19 protein-coding genes are annotated in these 19,700 nt (G+C 67.4%); 7 read left to right on the forward strand and 12 right to left on the reverse strand.

What is annotated here, in order from left to right:
- Positions 1-50: 50 nt before the first annotated feature.
- The 4 genes from N825_RS13695 to N825_RS13710 all read right to left on the reverse strand — a co-directional run bounded on the left by N825_RS13695 (position 51) and on the right by N825_RS13710 (position 4,560).
- The gene (locus N825_RS13695; RefSeq protein WP_051512335.1) at positions 51-1,073 is read right to left on the reverse strand and encodes a C-terminal binding protein; all 1,023 of its coding nucleotides are present in this window, start codon (positions 1,071-1,073) and stop codon (positions 51-53) included.
- Positions 1,074-1,173: 100 nt separating this feature from the next.
- The gene (locus N825_RS13700; RefSeq protein ID WP_037452593.1) at positions 1,174-1,908 is read right to left on the reverse strand and encodes an LrgB family protein; all 735 of its coding nucleotides are present in this window, start codon (positions 1,906-1,908) and stop codon (positions 1,174-1,176) included.
- Positions 1,905-2,279, reverse strand: coding sequence for a CidA/LrgA family protein (locus tag N825_RS13705; protein WP_037452596.1), 375 nt, complete (start codon positions 2,277-2,279; stop codon positions 1,905-1,907). Before N825_RS13705 ends, N825_RS13700 begins: the two co-directional genes overlap by 4 nt.
- A gap of 70 nt (positions 2,280-2,349) precedes the next feature.
- The gene (locus tag N825_RS13710) at positions 2,350-4,560 is read right to left on the reverse strand and encodes an AsmA family protein (protein ID WP_084164711.1); all 2,211 of its coding nucleotides are present in this window, start codon (positions 4,558-4,560) and stop codon (positions 2,350-2,352) included.
- Between the two features lie 215 nt (positions 4,561-4,775).
- Between N825_RS13710 and moaA the strand changes: the two genes are divergently transcribed.
- Positions 4,776-5,768, forward strand: coding sequence for a GTP 3',8-cyclase MoaA (gene moaA, locus N825_RS13715; RefSeq protein WP_037453015.1), 993 nt, complete (start codon positions 4,776-4,778; stop codon positions 5,766-5,768).
- 36 nt (positions 5,769-5,804) lie between these two features.
- Positions 5,805-6,578: an NAD kinase gene (locus N825_RS13720; protein ID WP_037452601.1), complete on the forward strand. Its 774-nt coding sequence runs from the start codon at positions 5,805-5,807 to the stop codon at positions 6,576-6,578.
- Between the two features lie 195 nt (positions 6,579-6,773).
- On the opposite strand, the gene N825_RS13725 is transcribed toward N825_RS13720, so the two are convergent.
- A complete protein-coding gene (locus N825_RS13725) occupies positions 6,774-7,175 on the reverse strand; it encodes a hypothetical protein (RefSeq protein ID WP_157619174.1) in 402 nt (133 codons plus the stop codon).
- 90 nt (positions 7,176-7,265) lie between these two features.
- Positions 7,266-8,123 (reverse strand): N-formylglutamate amidohydrolase, encoded by an 858-nt coding sequence (locus tag N825_RS13730; protein ID WP_037452606.1) that lies wholly within the window; start codon positions 8,121-8,123, stop codon positions 7,266-7,268.
- A 250-nt stretch (positions 8,124-8,373) separates the two neighbouring features.
- Here N825_RS13730 and N825_RS13735 point away from each other — a divergent pair, with 250 nt between their 5' ends.
- Genes N825_RS13735 through N825_RS13750 form a run of 4 tightly spaced genes read left to right on the forward strand, consistent with a single transcriptional unit; the run spans position 8,374 to position 12,654 of the window.
- Positions 8,374-9,327 (forward strand): M14 family metallopeptidase, encoded by a 954-nt coding sequence (locus N825_RS13735; protein WP_037452609.1) that lies wholly within the window; start codon positions 8,374-8,376, stop codon positions 9,325-9,327.
- 7 nt (positions 9,328-9,334) lie between these two features.
- Entirely contained in the window at positions 9,335-10,486 is a 1,152-nt protein-coding gene (locus N825_RS13740; RefSeq protein ID WP_084164712.1) for an AbrB family transcriptional regulator, read from the forward strand.
- A gap of 58 nt (positions 10,487-10,544) precedes the next feature.
- Positions 10,545-11,684: an AI-2E family transporter gene (locus N825_RS13745; protein WP_245613106.1), complete on the forward strand. Its 1,140-nt coding sequence runs from the start codon at positions 10,545-10,547 to the stop codon at positions 11,682-11,684.
- A gap of 25 nt (positions 11,685-11,709) precedes the next feature.
- Complete coding sequence (locus N825_RS13750; protein ID WP_037452611.1) at positions 11,710-12,654, forward strand: DMT family transporter; 945 nt, start codon at positions 11,710-11,712, stop codon at positions 12,652-12,654.
- A 12-nt stretch (positions 12,655-12,666) separates the two neighbouring features.
- Here the strand turns inward: N825_RS13750 and N825_RS13755 are convergent, their stop codons facing one another.
- The 3 genes from N825_RS13755 to N825_RS36510 all read right to left on the reverse strand — a co-directional run bounded on the left by N825_RS13755 (position 12,667) and on the right by N825_RS36510 (position 13,913).
- A complete protein-coding gene (locus N825_RS13755) occupies positions 12,667-12,954 on the reverse strand; it encodes a hypothetical protein (RefSeq protein WP_037452613.1) in 288 nt (95 codons plus the stop codon).
- 99 nt (positions 12,955-13,053) lie between these two features.
- Positions 13,054-13,470, reverse strand: coding sequence for an HRDC domain-containing protein (locus N825_RS13760; protein ID WP_037452615.1), 417 nt, complete (start codon positions 13,468-13,470; stop codon positions 13,054-13,056).
- The gene (locus N825_RS36510) at positions 13,467-13,913 is read right to left on the reverse strand and encodes a hypothetical protein (protein WP_157619176.1); all 447 of its coding nucleotides are present in this window, start codon (positions 13,911-13,913) and stop codon (positions 13,467-13,469) included. The genes N825_RS13760 and N825_RS36510 overlap by 4 nt, the downstream gene beginning before the upstream one ends.
- 177 nt (positions 13,914-14,090) lie before the next feature.
- On the opposite strand from N825_RS36510, the gene N825_RS13770 reads away from it, so the two are divergent.
- Positions 14,091-15,326, forward strand: coding sequence for a YeeE/YedE family protein (locus N825_RS13770; protein ID WP_037453026.1), 1,236 nt, complete (start codon positions 14,091-14,093; stop codon positions 15,324-15,326).
- A gap of 24 nt (positions 15,327-15,350) precedes the next feature.
- Here the strand turns inward: N825_RS13770 and N825_RS40345 are convergent, their stop codons facing one another.
- The 3 genes from N825_RS40345 to N825_RS13785 all read right to left on the reverse strand — a co-directional run bounded on the left by N825_RS40345 (position 15,351) and on the right by N825_RS13785 (position 19,634).
- On the reverse strand, positions 15,351-15,860 hold the full coding sequence (locus N825_RS40345) for a peptidoglycan-binding domain-containing protein (RefSeq protein WP_245613107.1): 510 nt from the start codon (positions 15,858-15,860) through the stop codon (positions 15,351-15,353).
- 47 nt (positions 15,861-15,907) lie between these two features.
- A protein-coding gene (gene prfB / locus N825_RS13780; protein ID WP_157619178.1) for a peptide chain release factor 2 occupies positions 15,908-17,033 on the reverse strand; the annotation gives its coding sequence in 2 pieces (ribosomal slippage) (positions 15,908-16,963 and positions 16,965-17,033; 1,125 coding nt in all).
- A 111-nt stretch (positions 17,034-17,144) separates the two neighbouring features.
- Positions 17,145-19,634 (reverse strand): penicillin-binding protein 1A, encoded by a 2,490-nt coding sequence (locus N825_RS13785; protein WP_157619180.1) that lies wholly within the window; start codon positions 19,632-19,634, stop codon positions 17,145-17,147.
- Positions 19,635-19,700 lie beyond the last annotated feature (66 nt).

Genomic DNA, 19,700 nt, shown 5'->3' on the forward strand with positions numbered 1-19,700 from the left:
CGCTCCGGGAAGGATCGCGCAACCGCGGAGCCATCGGACATCTCGTCGCGTCACCCGGGCGCGTCACCTGATTCCGGCCAGGGATTGACCCAATTGAGCGGTCGCAGGCCACCGAACACGCGGGCGATCTCCTCCGCCGCGGCGCGCTGGAGGTCGGCGACGGACTGCTCGGAATACCACGCGGTGTGGTCGGTCATGACGACGCCGGGGGCCGACATCAGGAGGTTGTCCGCGCCGGGTGGCTCGCGCTCGAAGACATCGAGTCCGGCGCCGAACAGCCGGCCCTCGATCAGCGCCTCGACCAAGGCCGCCTGGTCGATCAGGCCGCCCCGCGCCGTGTTGAGCAGGATGGCACTTGGCTTCATCAGGGCGATCATCGAACGGCCGATCAGGTGCCGCGACGCGCCGCTGAGGCTGGCGTGGAGCGAGATGACGTCGGACTCCAGGCACAAGCGCCCGAGCGCCGCCAACTCGGTCCCGGCCGGCGCCTCGGCCAGCACAGGGTCGTGGACGAGGGTGCGGGCGAACCCCAGCGCCGCCGCCTTGCGGTGGAACGCCGCCCCGATCCTGCCATAGCCGATCAGCCCGAGCGTGCCACCGGCGAGCCGGTGCATCGGTTCCGCCCGGGCGATGTTCCAGCGTCCGGCCCGCACGTCGCGGTCGCGCGATGGTATCCGCCGGGCCACCGCGAGCAGCAGGCCGAGCGCGTGGTTGCTGACCTCGTCGACGCCGAACTCCGGCACGTTGGCGACCGGAACGCGACAATCCGACGCGGCGGCCAAGTCGATCGTGTCGAGCGCCACGCCATAGCGCACGACGATCCGGCACCTCTCCATCGACTCGAAGGCGGCCCGGTCCAGCGGACATTCCCGAACCAGGACCGCGTCCGCCAGCTGGACGGCGCCATGGAGCATCTCCCGGTCGCCCCGGCAGGACCGTTCCACCAGATTGGCTCCGAACGGCCGCAGCACGTCGCGTTCGACCTCATAGCCGCCGAAGCCGCCCTCCAGGACGACCACCTGAGGCGCCAGGGGCGGCGCCAGATCACGAGACCGCGAAGTATCCACCCGCATTCCCTCCCCCAGTTCGCGACACCGGCCGTTGAAGCCGGGGCCGTATCCTCGCCAGCCTAGTTTGACGGCAAAGACCGGGGGCACGCAGCACAAAAATAGCTCAGGCGATCAGGGCTATCAGCAGGGGAACCAGGATGGCGGTCGCGATGCCGTTCATCGCCATCGCGATGCCGGCGAAGGTTCCGGCGATCTCGTTGACCTGGAACGCCCGCGCCGTGCCGATGCCGTGGCTGGCGACCCCGACCGCGAAGCCGCGCGCCCGCCAGTCGTCGATCCGCATCAGGTTCATCAGCGGCGTCACCACCATGGCGCCGATGACGCCGGTGATCATGACCACAACAGCCGTCAGCGACGGGATGCCGCCGATCTGCTCGGTGATGCCCATGGCGATCGGCATCGTCACCGACTTGGAAGCCAGCGACCGGGATGTCTCCAGGCTGACGCCGAACAGCATGGCGATGCCGACGGCCGAGACGATCGCCGTGACCGAGCCCGCCACCAGGGCGGCCACCATCGGCAGCGCCGCGCGGCGCACCTGGGCGAAGTTCTGGTGCAGCGGCACCGCCAGCGCCACCGTGGCTGGACCCAGCAGGAAATGGACGAATTGGGCGCCGTCGAAATAGGTCTTGTACTCGGTGCCGGTCGCCATCAGCAGGACGACCAGCAACAGCACGGCGATGGCCACCGGGTTGACCAGGGGGCGGCGGCCGGACCGTTCGAATAGCCACTGCCCGATCAGGTAGGCCGCCAGCGTCACCGTCAGCCAGACCAGCGGCCGCGCGGTCAGATAGACCCAGATCCCCTGGATCACCGGCTCGATGGTCGAGGGGATCATGCGCGCCCCCGGTCCGGGCTGATCCGGTCGGCGCCGGTCAAGCGCGAGACGCCGCGGAAGACCAGCACGGCGACGATCATGGTCAGCACCGTGCTGCCGAACACGGCGGCGAGGATGCCGAGCCATTCGCCCCGCAGCCGGTCGAGGTGCTGGATGATGCCGACCCCGGCCGGGACGAACAGCAGCGACAGGTTGGCCAGCAGCGTCCGCGCGACATCGCGCATCGTTTCCGGCACCTTGCCCCGCGCCAGCAGGGCCAGGAACAGCAGGATCGTCCCCAACACGGGACCGGGTATCGGAAGGCTGAGCAGGCGGGCGATCAGCTCGCCCGCCAATTGGCAGGCCAGCAGGCCCATCAAGGCGGCGATCATGGGTCCTCACGACATCTTTTCCACGCCGCCACCCGCCGTCCATGACCCTGGTGGGGTCACGGAACGGGGATCAGCGGCCGAACAGGCTTTTCAACTGCTGTGCCGGATTGCTCGATCCCTGGCCCGGGGTTTGGTTCTGGCCACCGGTCAGCCCCTCGATCACGCCCTTGATCGCCTCGTCGCGGTTGGCACCCTTCAACCCCTCGATCTGTCGGCGTATCGCCTCCGGATCGCGCAGGGCCTCCTCGGCCAATCCCGCCAGATCAGGCGCGAAGGTGGGGTTCTCCAGGCTGCCGCGAACCAGCACGGGAACCGAGATCCCCGCGACATCCCTATCGCTTCCCTGTCCCTGGATCGTGCCGACCAGCCGGGGCTGGATGCGATAATCGATGGTCTTGGGCGGCAGCGACACCGTCCCTTTGCCTTCCAGCCGCAGCAGGGGTGCCAGCAACCGCAAGTCGTCATTGGCAACCACACCGTTCCGAACGGTGAAGTTGCCGCCCAGTTCCGCGAAGTCGGTCTTCTGCGGATCGTTGCCGACCGGCTGCCCTTGGAACGCGGCGGTCGCGTTCCGGACCATGGCGGCGAGGTTGATGCCATTGATGGCACCATTGGTGAAGGTCACGGATCCCTGCCCGTTCAATCCCTCGACCATCGCCTTTTGGCTGGCGCCTGTCGTCTTGAGCGAGGCGACCGCCCGCGCGGTCCCGGACAGCCGGTTGAAATCGGCGAACCGGGTCAGCACCGGCTCCGCCTGGACGCCATTGATCCGAAGGTCCAGGCCAAGCGCCGGAACGGCGGAAGCCGCGTCGGCGTTGACTTGGCCCGACACGGTTCCGTCGAACAGCGCCGTCTCGCCCATCACCGCCTTCAGGCGTCCGGCGTCAAGGGCGATCGCCACATCCGACGCCCCGACATCCACCCCTTTGACGATCACACCGGCCAGGGCGAGCTTGAGGTCGGCATCGACCGTCCGAAGCGCGCTCAAGTCGATGGGCGTGGTGCTCCATCCTCCACTGTCCGCCGGAGCGGGAGCGGGCTGGGCTGGCGCCGGAGCGGCGGAAGGCTTCGCGGCCCCGCCGGACTGGTCGAGGTAGTGGTCCAGGTTGACCCGGCCGACGCTCAGCACACCGGCGATCTTCGGGCGCGCCCCTCCCAGGGCCACTCCGACATTGCCGGTCGCCTCCACGTCGCCCGCCTTGTAGGTGCCGGACGTCAGCGCGATCCGGCTGGCCGAGGCCTCCAATCCTCCCGCGACGGACGCCGACTGGACCGGAAGCTCACCGGGGTCGTTGCCGGTCGCCCAGGTCGCCAAGTCCCTCAGCGCCGGCGCCGTCAGGTCGAGGGCGCCGCGCGCGCCGGGGCCGGCTTGTCCGTTCTCCAGCGCGCCATCGAACTTGACCGTCAGCAAGTCGCCGGTGATCGTCGCCACCAGCTTGGAGGCGCCCGTCTCGATCAGGGCGCGCGGCTGGTCGACGCGGGTGTCGACCGTGACTGGCCGGTCACGATAGACCAGCCGCCCCTTGACGTCGGCGGGCTGGTCCAAGTCGGGTGCCCGCAGCGTGACATCGACATTCTTGACCTCATGCGCCGCCTGGGTCCGCGCGTCGAAATAGCTGACCTGACCGTTGATCAACTGAACCTCGCCGAATCTCAGGTCGGGCAATCCGCCGCCGCTGGCAGGCTGGCCTTCCGGCGCTGGTGCCGCGCCGGGCGAAGCCTGCGACGGAGCGTTCGCTGCGGTGGGTTGGTTCAGCGCCCAGTTGGGGCGGCCTTGGGCATCGACCTCGAGGGCGATGCGCGGATCGCGCAGCACCAGTTTGTCGATCTGGATCTCGCCTCGGATCAGCGGCCAAGGCTTCAGCTCCAACTCCAACTTGCCCAGGCGCACCATCTCGGGCGTGCGGGCACCCGGAGGGCCAGCGAACGCGACGTCGTTCAGTTCGACCGCCAGCGTCGGCAGGAGCGACAGCGCCATCGGCCCCTGGATGCGGAACTCGCGGCCGGTTCGCGCCGCGACCTCGGATTCGATCCGTCCCTTGTACTGCTCCACGGGTACCAGGAACGGCACCGCGACCACCACCGCCACCAGGACGACGGCGACCAGGGCAAGGCCAATCAGGAACTTCCTCATTCGCTGCGTCCTTTCCTCTCCGGCCACATAACAGGGCGTTTTGTTGGATCTATCGGATGAGGCTGGTTTACGGAACCCCTCCGGATCGCTACATCTGACGGAATAGAGCGCTTCGCCATCCGCCGCCATCACCGACACCGTCACCATCCACGCAGGTTAATTAGCGGGAATCCATGATCTAACCTGCTACGATGCGGTTTCAAATGACGGTTGTCGTCCATCGCAGGCGACCTGCGGAGCGGAGGAGAGGAACAAGGGGCACCATGAGCATCGAAGTCAATCCTTCAGCGGCCAAGTTGTCGCCTTTATCCGTTTCCTCCGCCACATCCAGCCCCGCGTCCGGTCTTCCCAAACCCTCGCCAATCATCGATCCGTTCGGCCGGGCGGTCAGTTATCTGCGCGTATCGGTCACCGACCGGTGCGACTTCCGCTGCGTCTACTGCATGGCGGAGGACATGAGCTTCCTGCCCAAGTCGGAGGTGCTGACGCTGGAGGAACTGGACCGCATCTGCGGCGCGTTCGTCGGGCTGGGCGTCACCAAGCTCCGCCTGACCGGCGGCGAGCCGCTGGTCCGCAAGGGCATCATGAACCTGATCCGCTCGCTCGGCCGTCACCTCGACAGCGGCGCCCTCAAGGAACTGACGCTGACGACCAATGGCAGCCAGTTGGAGCGCTACGCGACCGAACTATACGCCGCCGGCGTCCGCCGGATCAACGTCAGCATCGACACGCTCGATCCCCACAAGTTCGAGGCGATCACCCGCTGGGGCAAGCTGGACAAGGTGCTGGCGGGCCTGAAGGCGGCGCGCGAGGCGGGCTTGGCCGTCAAGATCAACTGCGTCGCCCTGAAGGGTGTCAACGACGACGAGTTCGACCGCTTGGTCGCGTGGTGCGGTGACGAGGGCTTCGACCTGACCTTCATCGAGGTCATGCCGATGGGCGATATCGGCGGCGAGAACCGGCTCGACCAATATCTGCCGCTGTCCCTGGTCCGCTCGAAGCTGTCCGAGCGCTGGACGTTGAACGAGATCGACTACACGACCGGCGGCCCCGCCCGCTATGTCGAGGTCCGCGAGACCGGTCGCCGCGTCGGCTTCATCACGCCGCTCACCCATAACTTCTGCGAGAGCTGCAATCGGGTCCGGCTGACCTGCACCGGCACGCTCTACATGTGCCTGGGCCAGGAGGACGCCGCCGACCTCAGGGGTCCCGTCCGCATGACCGACGACGACGCCGTGTTGACCGACCACATCCGCGAGGCCATCTCCCGCAAGCCCAAGGGGCATGACTTCGTGATCGACCGCCGAAGCAAGGCCGCCCCCGTCCCTCGCCACATGAGCGTGACCGGCGGCTGATCGCCCGGCGCGACGACAGAAAAGCACCCGACCGCCATGCCAGACGGACACCCGACGATCGCCTTCGTCGCCGCCGACACGAACGAGGCGCGCAACGCGCAGGTCCGCTTGGCCCATCGCTACGGCAACACGCCGATCGATCAGGCCGACGCCATCGTGGCCTTGGGGGGCGATGGCTTCCTGCTGGAAACCCTGCATCGGACTTTGAACCGTTGCGTGCCGGTCTATGGCATGAACAGGGGTTCGGTCGGGTTCCTGCTGAACGAGTTCGGCGAGGAGGGTCTGGTCGATCGGGTCGCGCGCGCGCAGCAGGTGACGCTGCATCCGCTGCGCATGATCGCGGTCCGCGAGAACGGCGAACGGGTCGAGGGCCTCGCCATCAACGAGGTCTCCCTGCTGCGCCAGACCCGCCAGGCGGCCAAGCTGCGCATCATCGTGGATGGCGTCATCCGCCTGCCGGAACTGATCTGCGACGGCTGTCTGGTGGCGACTCCCGCCGGCAGCACCGCCTACAACCTGTCCGCCCACGGCCCGATCCTGCCGCTGGGGTCGAGCATCCTGGCGCTGACGCCGATCAGCGCGTTCCGGCCGCGGCGCTGGCGCGGAGCACTTCTGCCGCAATCGGCCCGCATCGTCTTCGAGGTGCTGGAATGCGCCAAGCGGCCGGTCAGCGCGGTCGGCGATTTCACCGAGGTGCGCGAGGTCGTCCGCGTCGAGATCCACGAGGACCGCGACGTGTCGCTGACCCTGTTGTTCGACCCGGAACACAATCTCGAGGAACGCATCCTGAAGGAGCAGTTCGCTCCCTGACCGCCTCCGGCGAGGCCCTGACCGCCTTCGGCGAGGCCCTGACCGCCTCCGGCGAGCCCCTGACCGCCTCCGGCGAGGCCCTGACCGCCTCCGGCGAGCCCCTGACCGCCTCCGGCGAGCCCCTGACCGCCTCCGGCGAGCCCCTGACCGCCTCCGGCGAGCCCCTGACCGCCTCCGGCGAGCCCCTGACCGCCTTCAGCGGGGCACCGGCGGCTTCGAACGCGGCATCATTGGATTCGAACGAGGCGTTGACGGCTGCGAACGGGGCTGGACGACCGGGCGCCGGTCGTTCCACTGGCAAGTCAGTCGATCGTCGAACCGTCCGATGAAGGTCAGGCCGTCCCGCATCTCATATTGCCAGCGCTTCTCCAAGCCGTTATCCCGCAACACGCGGAACAGGGGACCGTACGAGGTGATCTCCTCGTCTTGGTCATCGACGCACACGACCTCGAAAGGGCCCTCGCGGGCCAGTTCGATCGTGGGTGTCGGAGCCTCATTCTCTTCGGATGAGAAGAATTGCGCCACGGCCATCGAGGGCGTCAGCGCCGCCAGCAACGGCAGCGCGCCCACCCAATGGAGACGGCGAAGTATCGGCATAGGCTGGTATCCGGAACCATATCGGAATAGGACACCCTTTATCGCGCCCGCCGATTGGCGCGCAACAGTGCATTCGACAGGGTGGCCACCCTACTCGGCGGCATCCAACTCGGTGGCGTCCCGGGCGTAATCCGCCAATTCGCGGATCAGGGCGGCCAAGTGTGACTGCAGCCGATCGAAGCCGGCGTTCTTCTCCAGCGTCTCCTCGTTCATGTAGAGACCCCGGTGGATCTCGACCTGGAGGCTGTGGATGCCCCGCTTTGGATTGGAATAGCGCCGGACCAGTTCGACGCCCTTGTAGGGGTTGTTCAGCCGAACCCGGTAACCCCGGCTGGTCAGGAAGGCGCCGACATAGCGGGTGAAATCTGGATCGCAGGTGGTCCCGTCCCGGTCGCCCAACACGAAGTCGGGCCGGGTCGAGGGATCGCGCCCGAAGGTCGGCATCGAATGGCAATTCAGATGGTAGACCACGCCGAACCGACGGTGCAGCCGATCGATGGCACCCGCGACCTGCTCGTGGTAGGGCCGGTAATAGCGGTCGATCCGTTCCGCCACCTGGGCCACGGACAAGCGGCCGTCATACATCGGCATGCCCGGCTTGCACAGGCGCCGGATCAAGCCCATCCCGGCGAGGCTCTTGTCGCTGGGGTGGAGTGGTTCCGGCCAGGGACCGTCCAGCAACTCCGGCTCGATGTCGTCGACCGCCCGGTTGACGTCGATATAGCTGCGGGGAAACAGGGCGCGGATCAGGATCGCCCCGGCCTCGGGCGCCGAGGCCACCAGCTCGTCGACATGGGTGTCCTCGGCCTGCCGCAGCGCCCTGAAGGGGCAGACGAAGCTGAAGTCGCGGGGATAGACGATGCCGCTGTGGGGCGAGTCCAGGACGAGCGGCACCGCCTCGCCCACCGGATCGTCACGCACCAGAACATCTTCGATCACGAAGCTCATGAATCCTCCCGTCCGGCACCCCGCCGACACGGCCCCCGACACGGAATGGAGTTTCGGAAATGTTACACCGAGGATATACCGCGCGCGGGCCGAAGCGTCGATGGGAAACCTTCGCGGCCCACCACTTGCGGCGCGCCGGCCGGCGCATAACTGCGTCGCATACGGCTGTACAGGTTTGTCCATCGCGGCGGCGCCTCCTATAGTGACGCCGGGCGGTCGCCGCCGTCCATGTCTCGAGGGAACCAGCACGTTGACCCAAACCACCCATAGGATCGAACTGACGCCGCCGGACATAAGCCCCTACCGGGCCGGCAATACCGGGATCGAGTTCGCCACGACCCTGGACAGCGGCAGAAGCGGTCCGCACGTGATGGTCAACGCCCTTACCCACGGCAACGAGTTATGCGGCCCTATCGCCCTGGATTTCCTGTTCAGGCAGGGTGTCCGTCCGGCCCAAGGCAGCCTGACGCTGTGCTTCGCCAACACGGCCGCCTACCAGTGCTTCGACCCCAAGCGGCCAGGCGCGTCGCGCTTCGTCGACGAGGATTTCAACCGTGTCTGGTCGCCAGCCGTCCTCGACGGGCCGCGCCGCACGGTGGAACTGGAGCGCGCCCGGCAACTGCGGCCACTCTACGACACGGTCGACCTGCTGCTCGACCTGCACTCCATGCAGAACGCCACGGCCCCGCTGGTGCTGTGCGGCGCCACCGGCCGCGGCCGCGCCCTGGCGCTGGAGGTTGGGGCGCCGGAATGGGTGGTCAGCGACACCGGCCACGCCTCTGGCCGGCGGCTGCTCGACTACGCGGAGTTCGCCGAACCGGCGGGGCGCAAGACGGCCCTGCTGGCGGAGTGCGGACAGCATTGGGCCGCGTCGTCCGCCGAGGTCGCGATCGAGGTGACCCTTCGCTTCCTGCTGGCGACCGGTACGGTCACGCGGGACTTCGCCGTGCCCCACCTGCGGCCAGGGCCGCCGCCCCGGCAGAAGGTGATCGAGATCACCGACGCGGTGACGATGACCGGTGGCGACTTCCTCTACGAGGACGACTATGTCGGGATGGAGGTCATTCCACGCGCCGGCACGGTGATCGCCCATGACGACGACCGGGAGATCCGGACCCCCTATGACGACTGCGTGCTGATCATGCCGTCGCGCCGCCTCCGCCGCGGCCAGACGGCCGTCCGGCTCGGCCGCATCGTCTCCTGACCGGCCGATGAAAATCGACAAGTCCAAGCCGGACATGGAAGCTCCCCTCGCCGCCCCTCCACCCAAAGGCACCTGGCGCGACGCCATCCGGCGGATCAACCCCGGCATCCTCTGCTTCACCCTGGCGCTGGGCACGATCGGCGGCGCGCTGTTCGCGCATTTCAACATGCCCTTGGCCTGGATGATCGGATCCATGGTGTTCTGCACCGCCGCCGCCATGGCCGGGCTGCCGGTCCAGGTTCCCAACGGCTTGCGCTCCGCGATGATCATGGTCCTGGGCATCATGCTGGGCAGCGCCTTCAACCCAACCATCCTCAGCCGCATCGGCGAGTGGATGGTCAGCCTGTCCGGACTGGCCATCTATATCGTCGTCGGCGGGACGCTCGGCATCCTGTTCCTACGGCGCGTCGCCCATTACGATCCGATCACCGCCTTCTTCACGGCGGTCCCCGGCGGGCTGAACGAGATGGTGCTGATCGGCGGAGCCATGGGAGGCGACGACCGCACCATCTCCGTCGCCCACAGCGCGCGGGTCATCTTCGTCGTGCTGGTGATCCCCATCTGGTTCCAGTTCTTCCAGGGCTACGATCCGGCCAGTCGCGGCCCTCTCGGGCCGGGACTGCTGGAGGTTCCCCCCGCCGATCTGGCGTTGCTGGCGTCCTGCACCGTCGGCGCCCTGCTCGGCCGCTGGCTGCGGCTGCCGGCCCACATGCTGGTCGGGCCCATGCTGCTCAGCGCCATCATCCATCTGGCCGGCCTCACCTCCGGCAAGCCGCCCGGCGTCATGATCGCCGCCGCCCAGATCGTCGTCGGCGCGGCTTTGGGCAGCCGATTCTCGGGCGTCAGGCTCAGCCGCATCGCCCACACCCTGGCGGTCGCCTCCGGCTCGACCCTGATGCTGCTGTGCGTGACGACGCTGTTCGCCGTGGTGCTGCACTGGATCACCGATATCCCCCTCCCCGCCCTGGTCCTGGCCTTCGCGCCGGGCGGGCTGGCGGAGATGAGTCTGGTGGCGCTGGCGCTGGGCGTCGACGCCGCCTTCGTCTCGACCCACCACATCGTCCGTATCGTTCTGATCGTGTCGCTGGTGCCGGTGGCCTTCCGGCTGTTCCGTCATTTCACCGGCAAACGGCTGCCGAAACCGCCGGGAAGCGACTAACTTCCACCTTGATGGAGGATGGAGCGAACCAACTGGGCGGGCCGAACGTTGTCGTGACATGACCAGCAACATCGCCGCACCCCACCTGGAAGGCCACCCCAGGCGCACTGGCCCGATGCCGAACCACGCCCAGGGGCTTGGCGGCGGTCGAAGCAAGGGCGAACGCGTGGCCCTGATCGGGCTGTTCAGCCTGGCGGTCCTCTACACCTTGTATCTGGCGCGCGACCTGCTGCTGCCGATCTTCCTGGCGCTGCTGCTCAGCCTGCTTCTCCGCCCCCTGGTCAAGGGACTTCGGCGCCTGCGCGTGCCCGAGGCGGTCAGCGCAATCCTGCTGGTGACCCTGCTGTTCGCCGGCTTGGCGGGAGCCGCCTTCAGCCTGACCGATCCGGCGACCCACTGGATCAAGCGCGCGCCGGTCGTGATGCACGAGATGGAGCTGAAGCTGGGTGACCTCCGCCAGTCGGTCGAGACCGCCCGCAGCGCGTCGCGCCAGATCGAGGAGATGGCCGCGGCCGCGGATCAGGACATCGACACCGTGGTGGTGCGCGGGCCTTCCCTGGCGGAGCAGGTGCTGACCCAGTCCCAGGTGATCCTGGCGCAGGCCTTCATCGTGCTGGTGCTGCTGTTCTTCTTCCTGGCGGGAGGGCGCAGCATGCTTGAACAGGTTATGGGAGCGATGCCCAACTTGGAGGACCGAATCCACTACGCCACGATCGCGGGCACGGTCCAGAAGAACATCGCGGGCTATCTGGCGACCGTGACCCTGATCAACACGATGCTGGGACTGGCGACGGCCGGTTTGATGGCCGTGCTGGGGATGCCGAATCCAGGACTCTGGGGCGTCATGGCGGCACTGCTGAACTTCATTCCCTATCTCGGCTCCGGTGTCAGCCTGCTGGTGATCACGATCGTGTCGGGGCTGACCTTCGACAATACGCTGGCCATCGCGGCCCCTCCCTTGTGCTTCGTGGTCTTGACGACGATCGAGGGCAACTTCCTGACACCGGTGATCGTCGGCCGGCGGCTGACGCTGAACCCGATCGCGGTCTTCCTGACCATCCTGTTCTGGGGCTGGATGTGGGGCATCCCCGGCGCGTTGATGGCTGTGCCGATCCTGGCGGTCTTCAAGATCCTATGCGACGCTCACAAGCCGCTGCACGCGCTGGGCGCCCTGCTCGGTGGCAAGACGCCAGCCTGACGAAAAGTCCTCCCATGGAGAAGCCGTGACTCCGCCCGCCCTGACACCGCCCGCCTTGCCGACCCCCGCTCCGGCTTTCGAACCCCTGCCCCGGCAAGGCTACTTCCTGCTGGCGTCGCTGGCCTTGTTCTGGGGCACCAACTGGCCCGCCATGAAGCTGGCGGTGGCCGACATGGATCCCTGGACGTTCCGGGCGATCTGCTTCGTGGCGGGAGCCGGCGGCCTGATGCTGGTGGCGCGGGTGCAGGGGCTGAGCCTGAAAATCCCTCGCGAGGATCTGAAGCCGCTCATCGTCACCGCCTTCGTCAACGTCACCTGCTGGCAGGTCTTCTCGGCCTTCGGGCTGACGATGATGGCGGCGGGACGGGCGTCGATCATCGCCTTCACCATGCCGCTCTGGGCCTCCATCCTCGGCGTGTTCTTCCTGAAGGAGCGGATGACGCCGTCCCGCGTGGTGGGGCTGGCGCTGGGGCTGCTGGCCCTGGTGATCCTGCTGGCGCCCGAGTTCGGACGGCTCGGCGGCGCGCCGTGGGGTGCCGCCATGATGCTGGCCGCCGCCATGTCCTGGGCGGCGGGCACCGTCATGCTGAAGGCGATCCGGTGGCGGATGGACGCGCTGCGGCTTGCGGCGTGGCAGTTGGCGATCGGCGGGCTACCGGTGGTCGCCGGCTCTCTGTTCCTCGGCCGTCCAGAGTCGGTGTTCGACCTGACGACGCCGGGAGCGCTGGGGGCTATCTACGCCGCCCTGATCCCGATGATCTACTGCCACTGGGCGTGGTTCAAGATCGTGGAACTGTTCCCCGCCAGCGTCGCCGCCATCGGAACGCTGGCGATCCCCGTGGTCGGGCTTTTCTCCAGCGCCCTCGTGCTCGGCGAACCCCTTGGCGCCGCCGACCTCGTGGCGCTGGCCCTGGTGGTGACCAGCTTGTTCGTCGTGATGGTGCTGCCCAGCCTCATGGCGCGGCGTTAAAGATCCGCCGGTCTAGAGATCGACCCCGCCGGGACTTGAAGGACGCGTGTGGGGCGCATCCGGCACGGGCTTTGGATCGACGCGGCGAATGACGATGTCGCCGTTCTCGGTGATTTCCGGCAGACCATAGCGCGGCAGCTCCTCGACCATGCGCTGGAGGCCGAGCATCAGCTTGGTCAACCCTTGCATGGTCAGTTCCGTCGCGCTGGGCTCGGGCGGCACCGGCGACACCGATTGCGCGGCGGCCGGTGCGGTGGCCAAGATGACGTAGGCGCAGAGCGTCAGGATTTGCAGGCGCATGATCGTCCCTCCTCCATCCCCGCCCCGTGATCGCCAGCGGCGGGTTTCCAACCGATGGAGCGATATATAACGCGCCGCCCGCCCGGCGTCAGGGCCAATCTAGCTGGTCAGTTCTTCCAAGGTCTGGCGTACGACATGGACGATGGCGGCGCCATGGGTCGTGACGTCGATCCCGAGGGCGCCACCCACCACCGCCAGTTCGATCTCGGTCGTCGGGGCGTAACGCGCGATCTCCTCCAGCGCAGATGCCGGCATGATGGCTTCGCGGTCGAGGTCCAGCGAAGCGGCGGCCTGGATGCGCCACTGGTTTAGCGCCGCCACGATCGCGCTCTGGATCTGGGCCGTCTCCTCGCGCTTCCGCAGTTCCTCGTACATGACCAGGATGTGCCAGGCGCCGCTGGAGAACGCGGTCTCGATCCTGTTCACTTCCACGGTGCGCAGGAACTCCGCCAAAGCCAGTTCATCTTCCTGGATGGCCACGTCGCGGATCTTGAAGGTACGGATTTCACTGCTCATCGCATCCCCATGCGGAGGTTACGGCGCTCATGGTCCTGCGCCACCACAAGGATTACCTCCGATCGGGATACTTTGTCACTAAAGATAAGAATGCGAGGGAAAGATAAGAAAGCGAGGGGATGGGTCCGGTCGAACGGGGCCCGCGCCGCATCGGTGAAGCCCTGCAGGATCGAGCATCCGCAGAGTGGGCAGGTGACCGCCGCGATGAGTTGCCGGGCCTGTGAATCGTCCAACGTGACGCCAAGCTCGCGCTCAACCTCCGCCACCATGGCGCCGTGGACCTTGTTGGAGGCGCCACAGCTATCCTCGATCACGCCCGCGTAGTCCTCGGCCGGTAGGTACTGGAAAGCGCTGGCTGGACCGGCGATCGAGATCACGGCCACCGCCGCGGAGATCCCACCCGCGATCCGCAGGACATCGCGTCTGCTCGGCACGTCATCCATTATCCGCTCCCCATTCCGATCACCAAGCATTACGCCGACCCACCATCGCGGTCAACCAAACACGAATCCACAAGAGGCCCCCGTAATCAACATACCAGAACCGCTGTTAATTTCTCTTTCACAAATCGGTATTCCACACCAACCTATGTCATATCGGCATTCAAAGTGTGATTGATCATGACGGATATCTCCCTCGGCAGGTCGGGTAGCCTGCCATCGCGTGACCGCGGCATGGACCCGCGCGTGGTCGGTGTGGCGGCCCTCCTGCTCCTGGGCGGCGCCGTGTGGCTGTCGGGAGCCGTCTCGGGCCGGCAAGCCGCTCTTTACCTCCTCGGCGGCGCCCTTGGCCTGACGCTCTACCACGCGCTGTTCGGCTTCACCTCATCGTTCCGGGTCTTCATCGCGGACCGCAGGGGCGCCGGTATCCGCGCCCAGATGGTAATGCTGGCGCTGGCCTGCGCATTGTTCTTTCCAGCGCTCGCCGCCGGCGACCTGTTCGGCCAGCCGGTCACTGGACTGGTGGCGCCGGTCGGCGTCTCGGTGGTGTTCGGCGCTTTCCTGTTTGGCGTCGGGATGCAACTGGGTGGCGGCTGCGCCTCCGGCACGCTCTACACGGCCGGCGGCGGCAACACCCGCATGCTGGTCACCCTGTTCTTCTTCATCGTCGGATCGGTGGTCGGGGCGGCCCACCTGCATTGGTGGTCGGCGTTGCCAGCGATCGCCCCGGTCTCGCTGGTCAAGACGATGGGCGCCCTGCCGGCGCTGATCCTGAACCTGGCGGTCTTCGCGGCCATCGCCGGCGCCACGGTCGTGTTGGAGCGGAAGCGGCACGGCGCGCTGCGTCCGAGCAACCAGACGCCCCATCGTGGCTGGCACCGCTTCGTCCAAGGCCCGTGGCCGCTGATCTGGGGTGCCGTGGCGCTCGCCATCCTGAACTTCGCGACGCTGGCCCTGGCCGGTCGCCCCTGGGGCATCACCTCGGCCTTCGTGCTCTGGGGCGCCAAGCCGCTGGACGCTCTGGGCTTCGATGTCGCGTCGTGGCCCTACTTCCAGCCGGCCGAGCGCGCGGCGTCGCTGCGCGACAGCGTGTTCATGGATGTCACCTCGGTGATGGATTTCGGCATCATCCTGGGCGCCCTTCTGGCCGCCGGCCTCGCCGGACGCTTCGCCCCGGTCTGGCGGGTTCCCGCCCGCTCGCTGGCGGCCGCCGTGGTTGGCGGTCTGATGCTGGGCTATGGCGCCCGCCTCGCCTATGGCTGCAACATCGGCGCCTATTTCAGTGGCATCGCGTCCGGCAGCCTGCACGGCTGGGTTTGGCTGGTCGCGGCCTTGATCGGCAATATCGCGGGAACCCGGCTGCGCCCGCTGTTCGGTCTCGAAGTCGAGCGGACGCCCCGGGAAACCGCCTGCTAGCGAGCGTGGGAAACGACCCGGGCCTCAGCGGGCCCGGGTCGCCCTGTCATCACGCAGACGCTGCGCCAGTTCCGGCGTCACCTGTCCGTCGACCGGCAGGTTGGCCTCCCGCTGGTACTGGCGGATGGCGGCGCGGGTGCGTTCCCCGATCCTGCCGTCCACCGCTCCGACATAGAAGCCGCGCATCGTCAATCCGGCCTGTACCTCGGTCTCCGGCGTCGGGTCGTCGGGCCGGACCCGCGAATAGACCTTGGGCAGGTGGAAGCTGACATGGTCCAGCAGTTCCTGGCTCGGGCATCCGGTCACCGTCAGCTTCGCGGCACGCTCGTACTGGCGGATGGCCTCGGACGTGCGCGGACCGAACCGACCGTCGATGCCGCCCGGATCGAACCCGTTGACCGCCAACTCCCGCTGGATGCCCTCGACCATGGGCTGCTGGGACGACTGGCAAGCCGCCCAAGCCGGAGTGCCCGTCACGAGCGCAAGCATCATGGCGCCCGCGCGCAATCCCGCACCTTGCCCCACACCCTTCATCGAAGCATCTCCCGCCAGTCCCAAGACGTCCAGTCCTGGTCCGGGACCTAGTCCGCCGCCTCGCTGTCGCCCTGCCCCTTGATGCGCTGGGCGAGGGCGGCCGCCAGGAACTCGTCGATGTCACCGTCCAGCACCGCTCCGCTCTGGCTGGTTTCGACACCGGTCCGCAGGTCCTTGACCATCTGGTATGGCTGTAACACGTACGATCGGATCTGGTGCCCCCACCCGATGTCGGATTTGGTCGCCTCGAGGGCGGCGGCCGCGTCCTCCCGCTTCTTCAGTTCGGCCTCGTACAGGCGGGCTCGCAGCATGTCGAACGCCTTGGCGCGGTTCTTGTGCTGTGATCGCTCCTGCTGACACTGGACCACGATGTTGGTCGGGATGTGCGTGATGCGCACGGCCGAGTCGGTCTTGTTGATGTGCTGGCCGCCGGCGCCCGACGCCCGGTAGGTGTCGATCCGCAGATCCTTGTCCAGCACCTCGATGGCGATCTTGTCATCGATCACCGGGCTGACCGAGACGCTGGCGAAGCTGGTGTGCCGGCGCGCCTGGCTGTCATAGGGGCTGATCCGGACCAAGCGATGGACGCCGGCCTCGGTCTTCAGCCAGCCATAGGCGTTGTGGCCCTTGATCTGGACCGTGGCGGACTTGATGCCGGCCTCCTCGCCGGCGCTCTCCTCCAGCCACTCGGTCTTGTAGCCGTGCTGTTCGGCCCAGCGCAGGTACATGCGCAGCATCATCTCGGCCCAGTCCTGGGCCTCGGTGCCGCCGGCGCCGGCGTTGACCTCGACATAGCAGTCGTTGGCGTCGGCCTCGCCCGACAGCAGGCTTTCCAGCTCCAGCTTGGCGGCCTTGGCCTTGAGCGCCAGCAGGGTGTTCTCGGCGTCGGTGACCACCGTCTGGTCGCCCTCCGCCTCACCCATCTCGATCAGCTCGATGCTGTCGCTCAGCTCGCGCTCCAAGGCGCGGTAGCCGCCGACGGCGGTGTCCAGATGGGTGCGCTCGCGCATGACGTTCTGCGCGCGCTCGGAATCATTCCAGAGGTTCGGATCCTCGGAGATGGCATTCAGTTCGTCCAGGCGCCTGACCGCGTTCTCCCAGTCAAAGATGCCTCCTCAGCAGCGCCAGCGATTCCCTGATCGCGTTGGCGGCCGCTTCGATCTCGGCTCGCATGGCGGGCCTCCTCGTCGCTGTGGTTGATATCGTCCGTCTTACACGACGCTTACTTAGACCCTTGAAGCTTCCACGCCAAGGGTGATCGACCGGGGGCCGTCGGGAGCGACCTCAGTAAAGGCCGCCCGTCCCACTCGAAGCCGGCGCCGGATCCTGGCCGCGTCCGGGCGGCGGCACGCTGCCCGGCGGCAGATAGGCGCCGCCATTGACCGAGCCCCCCGCCGCGACATCGCTGCCGTCCAGCACATAGTAGTCACCCTCGCGCGGCTCCGTGCCGGGCTTGAAGGCTTCCCAGATGGCGTTGCGCTGGCCCGGCTCGGCGAGTTGGCCGGTGGCGGCGTCGACCCGCACCAGACGGATGCCGGGTGGCATGCGGAACGGGGTCGCCGGCTCGCCCTTGAGGGCGTCGGCCATGAAGTCCTTGAAGACGGGGGCCGACAGCGTCCCGCCCGTCTCCTTGGCGCCCAGCGAGCGCGGCTGGTCGAAGCCGATATACAGGCCGACCGCCAGATCTGGCGAGAACCCGACGAACCACGCGTCGAGCGCGTCGTTGGTGGTGCCGGTCTTGCCGGCCAGCGGCTTGCCGATCGACGCGATCGTCTTTGCGGTGCCGCGCTGGACGACGCCTTCCAGGATCGAGACCATCTGATAGGCGGTCCGTGGATCGATCACGCTCTCGCGCGCGTCAGGCACGTCGGGCACCGCCATGTCGGGCGACCACTCGATGCCCGAGCAGCTGGGGCACGGCCGGGTGTCGTGTTTGAACACGACCTTGCCGGTATGGTCCTGGATGCGGTCGATGAAGGCGGGCACGACCTTCTTGCCGCCGTTGACGATCATCGAATAGGCGGTCGTCATGCGCAGCACCGTCGTCTCGCCGGCGCCCAGCGACATCGACAGCACCCGCGGCAGCTTGTCGACGATGCCGAACCGCTCGGCGTAATTGGCGACCTTGTCCATGCCGACGCTGTTGGCGAGACGGACCGTCATGACGTTCCGCGACTTCTCGATGCCGACCCGCAGGGTGGTGGCGCCCAGGTAATCCTCGGAGTAGTTCTGCGGCCGCCACAGCGGCTGGCCGGGGCCCGGCTGGATCGCGAACGGCGCGTCCATCACCAGGCTGGACGGGGTGAAGCCATTGTCCAACGCCGCCATGTAGACGAACGGCTTGAACGACGAGCCCGGCTGGCGCAAGGCTTGGGTGGCGCGATTGAAGACGCTGATGCGGGAACTGAAGCCGCCGCTCATCGCCAGCACGCGTCCGGTGTGCGGGTCCATCGCCACCAAACCGCCCTGGACCGCCGGGATCTGGCGCAAGCCGTACACACCGGCCGGCAGGTCCTTGCCCTTGGCGTCCTTGGTGACGGGTTCGACCAGGATCACGTCGCCCTTCGCGACCACATCCCCGGCCCGCTTGACCTCGGGACCAGTTCTTTCACCCTCGACCCAGCGGCGCGCCCATTTCAGCTCGGCCAGGGGAACACGGCCCTTGGCGCCATCCGCCAGGCCGATCAGCGCCTCGTCCGCTTCAACCTCGAGCACGGCCGCCATCCGCCAGATCTCGCCACCCGGCGGCACGGCCATGTCGGTTAGTTGCTTGGACCAATTGTCGAAACTCTCCAGCTTGCCGACGGAACCGCGCCAGCCGTGCTTGCGGTCGTAGGCGATCAAGCCGTCGCGCAGGCTGCTGGTGGCGATATCCTGGAGCTTGGGATCGACCGTGGTCCGGACGGAATAGCCGCCCTCGTAGAGGCTGCGCTCGCCGAACCGGGCCAACAGCTCCCGGCGGACCTCCTCGGCGAAGTAATCGGCGGTGACGTAGTCGGTCTCGTCGCGGCGGCGGACCTCAAGCGGCTCGGCCTTGGCCTCCGCCGCCTCCTCCGCCGTGATGGCGCCATCCTCCTGCATGCGCCCGATCACCCAGTTGCGCCGCGCGATGGCCGCGTCGTGCTGGCGCACCGGATGATAGTTGTTGGGCGCCTTGGGCAGGGCCGCCAGATAGGCCGCCTCGGCGATGGTCAACTCGTCGAGCGGCTTGTTGAAATAGTTGAGGGCGGCGGCGGCGACGCCATAGGATCGGTTGCCCAGGAATATCTCGTTCAGGTACAGCTCGAGGATGCGGTCCTTGGAGAACGCCTGCTCCATGCGGAAGGCCAGGATGGCCTCCTTGATCTTGCGCTCGAACGACACCTCGTTGGTCAGCAGGAAGTTCTTGGCGACCTGCTGGGTGATGCCGGACGCGCCGATCATGCGGCGGCCCGTGGCGATGTTCTCCACGTTCGTGACCATGGCGCGCAGGATCGCGACGAAGTCGACGCCGCGATGGCTGTAGAAATTCTGGTCCTCGGCGGAGATGAAGCCGCGGATGACGCGCTTCGGCATCGCCTCGATCGGGATGAAGACCCGCCGCTCGGTCGCGAACTCGGCCAGGACCCGTCCGTCCCCGGCGTGCACGCGCGTGACGGTCGGCGGCTGGTAATCCGCCAACTGGGTGTATTCCGGCAAGCCTTGGCTGAAATGATGGATCGCGAACACGGCGCCGCCGGCGGCCACCACGGCCAGGAACAGAACGGCGGACAGGATTCCGGCTAGTATGCGCATCAGTATTCCACGAATGAAAAACGCTTCCGCGTCCGTTCGGCGGCCGGCCGTGGATGCGAAGCGTTT

It is taken from the genome of Skermanella stibiiresistens SB22 (assembly GCF_000576635.1).
GTDB classification, from domain to species: Bacteria; Pseudomonadota; Alphaproteobacteria; order Azospirillales; family Azospirillaceae; genus Skermanella; species Skermanella stibiiresistens.

Coding starts and splice junctions, on each gene's coding strand:
- N825_RS13720 (WP_037452601.1), top strand. CDS start 5,805: ATGCCAGACGGACACCCGACGATCGCCTTCGTCGCCGCCGACACGAAC.
- N825_RS13755 (WP_037452613.1), bottom strand. CDS start 12,954: ATGCGCCTGCAAATCCTGACGCTCTGCGCCTACGTCATCTTGGCCACC.
- N825_RS13695 (WP_051512335.1), bottom strand. CDS start 1,073: ATGCGGGTGGATACTTCGCGGTCTCGTGATCTGGCGCCGCCCCTGGCG.
- N825_RS13740 (WP_084164712.1), top strand. CDS start 9,335: ATGAAAATCGACAAGTCCAAGCCGGACATGGAAGCTCCCCTCGCCGCC.
- N825_RS13760 (WP_037452615.1), bottom strand. CDS start 13,470: ATGAGCAGTGAAATCCGTACCTTCAAGATCCGCGACGTGGCCATCCAG.
- N825_RS13785 (WP_157619180.1), bottom strand. CDS start 19,634: ATGCGCATACTAGCCGGAATCCTGTCCGCCGTTCTGTTCCTGGCCGTG.
- N825_RS13770 (WP_037453026.1), top strand. CDS start 14,091: ATGACGGATATCTCCCTCGGCAGGTCGGGTAGCCTGCCATCGCGTGAC.
- N825_RS13700 (WP_037452593.1), bottom strand. CDS start 1,908: ATGATCCCCTCGACCATCGAGCCGGTGATCCAGGGGATCTGGGTCTAT.
- N825_RS40345 (WP_245613107.1), bottom strand. CDS start 15,860: ATGAAGGGTGTGGGGCAAGGTGCGGGATTGCGCGCGGGCGCCATGATG.
- N825_RS13745 (WP_245613106.1), top strand. CDS start 10,545: ATGACCAGCAACATCGCCGCACCCCACCTGGAAGGCCACCCCAGGCGC.
- N825_RS36510 (WP_157619176.1), bottom strand. CDS start 13,913: ATGGATGACGTGCCGAGCAGACGCGATGTCCTGCGGATCGCGGGTGGG.
- N825_RS13705 (WP_037452596.1), bottom strand. CDS start 2,279: ATGATCGCCGCCTTGATGGGCCTGCTGGCCTGCCAATTGGCGGGCGAG.
- N825_RS13730 (WP_037452606.1), bottom strand. CDS start 8,123: ATGAGCTTCGTGATCGAAGATGTTCTGGTGCGTGACGATCCGGTGGGC.
- N825_RS13725 (WP_157619174.1), bottom strand. CDS start 7,175: ATGCCGATACTTCGCCGTCTCCATTGGGTGGGCGCGCTGCCGTTGCTG.
- N825_RS13710 (WP_084164711.1), bottom strand. CDS start 4,560: ATGGTGACGGTGTCGGTGATGGCGGCGGATGGCGAAGCGCTCTATTCC.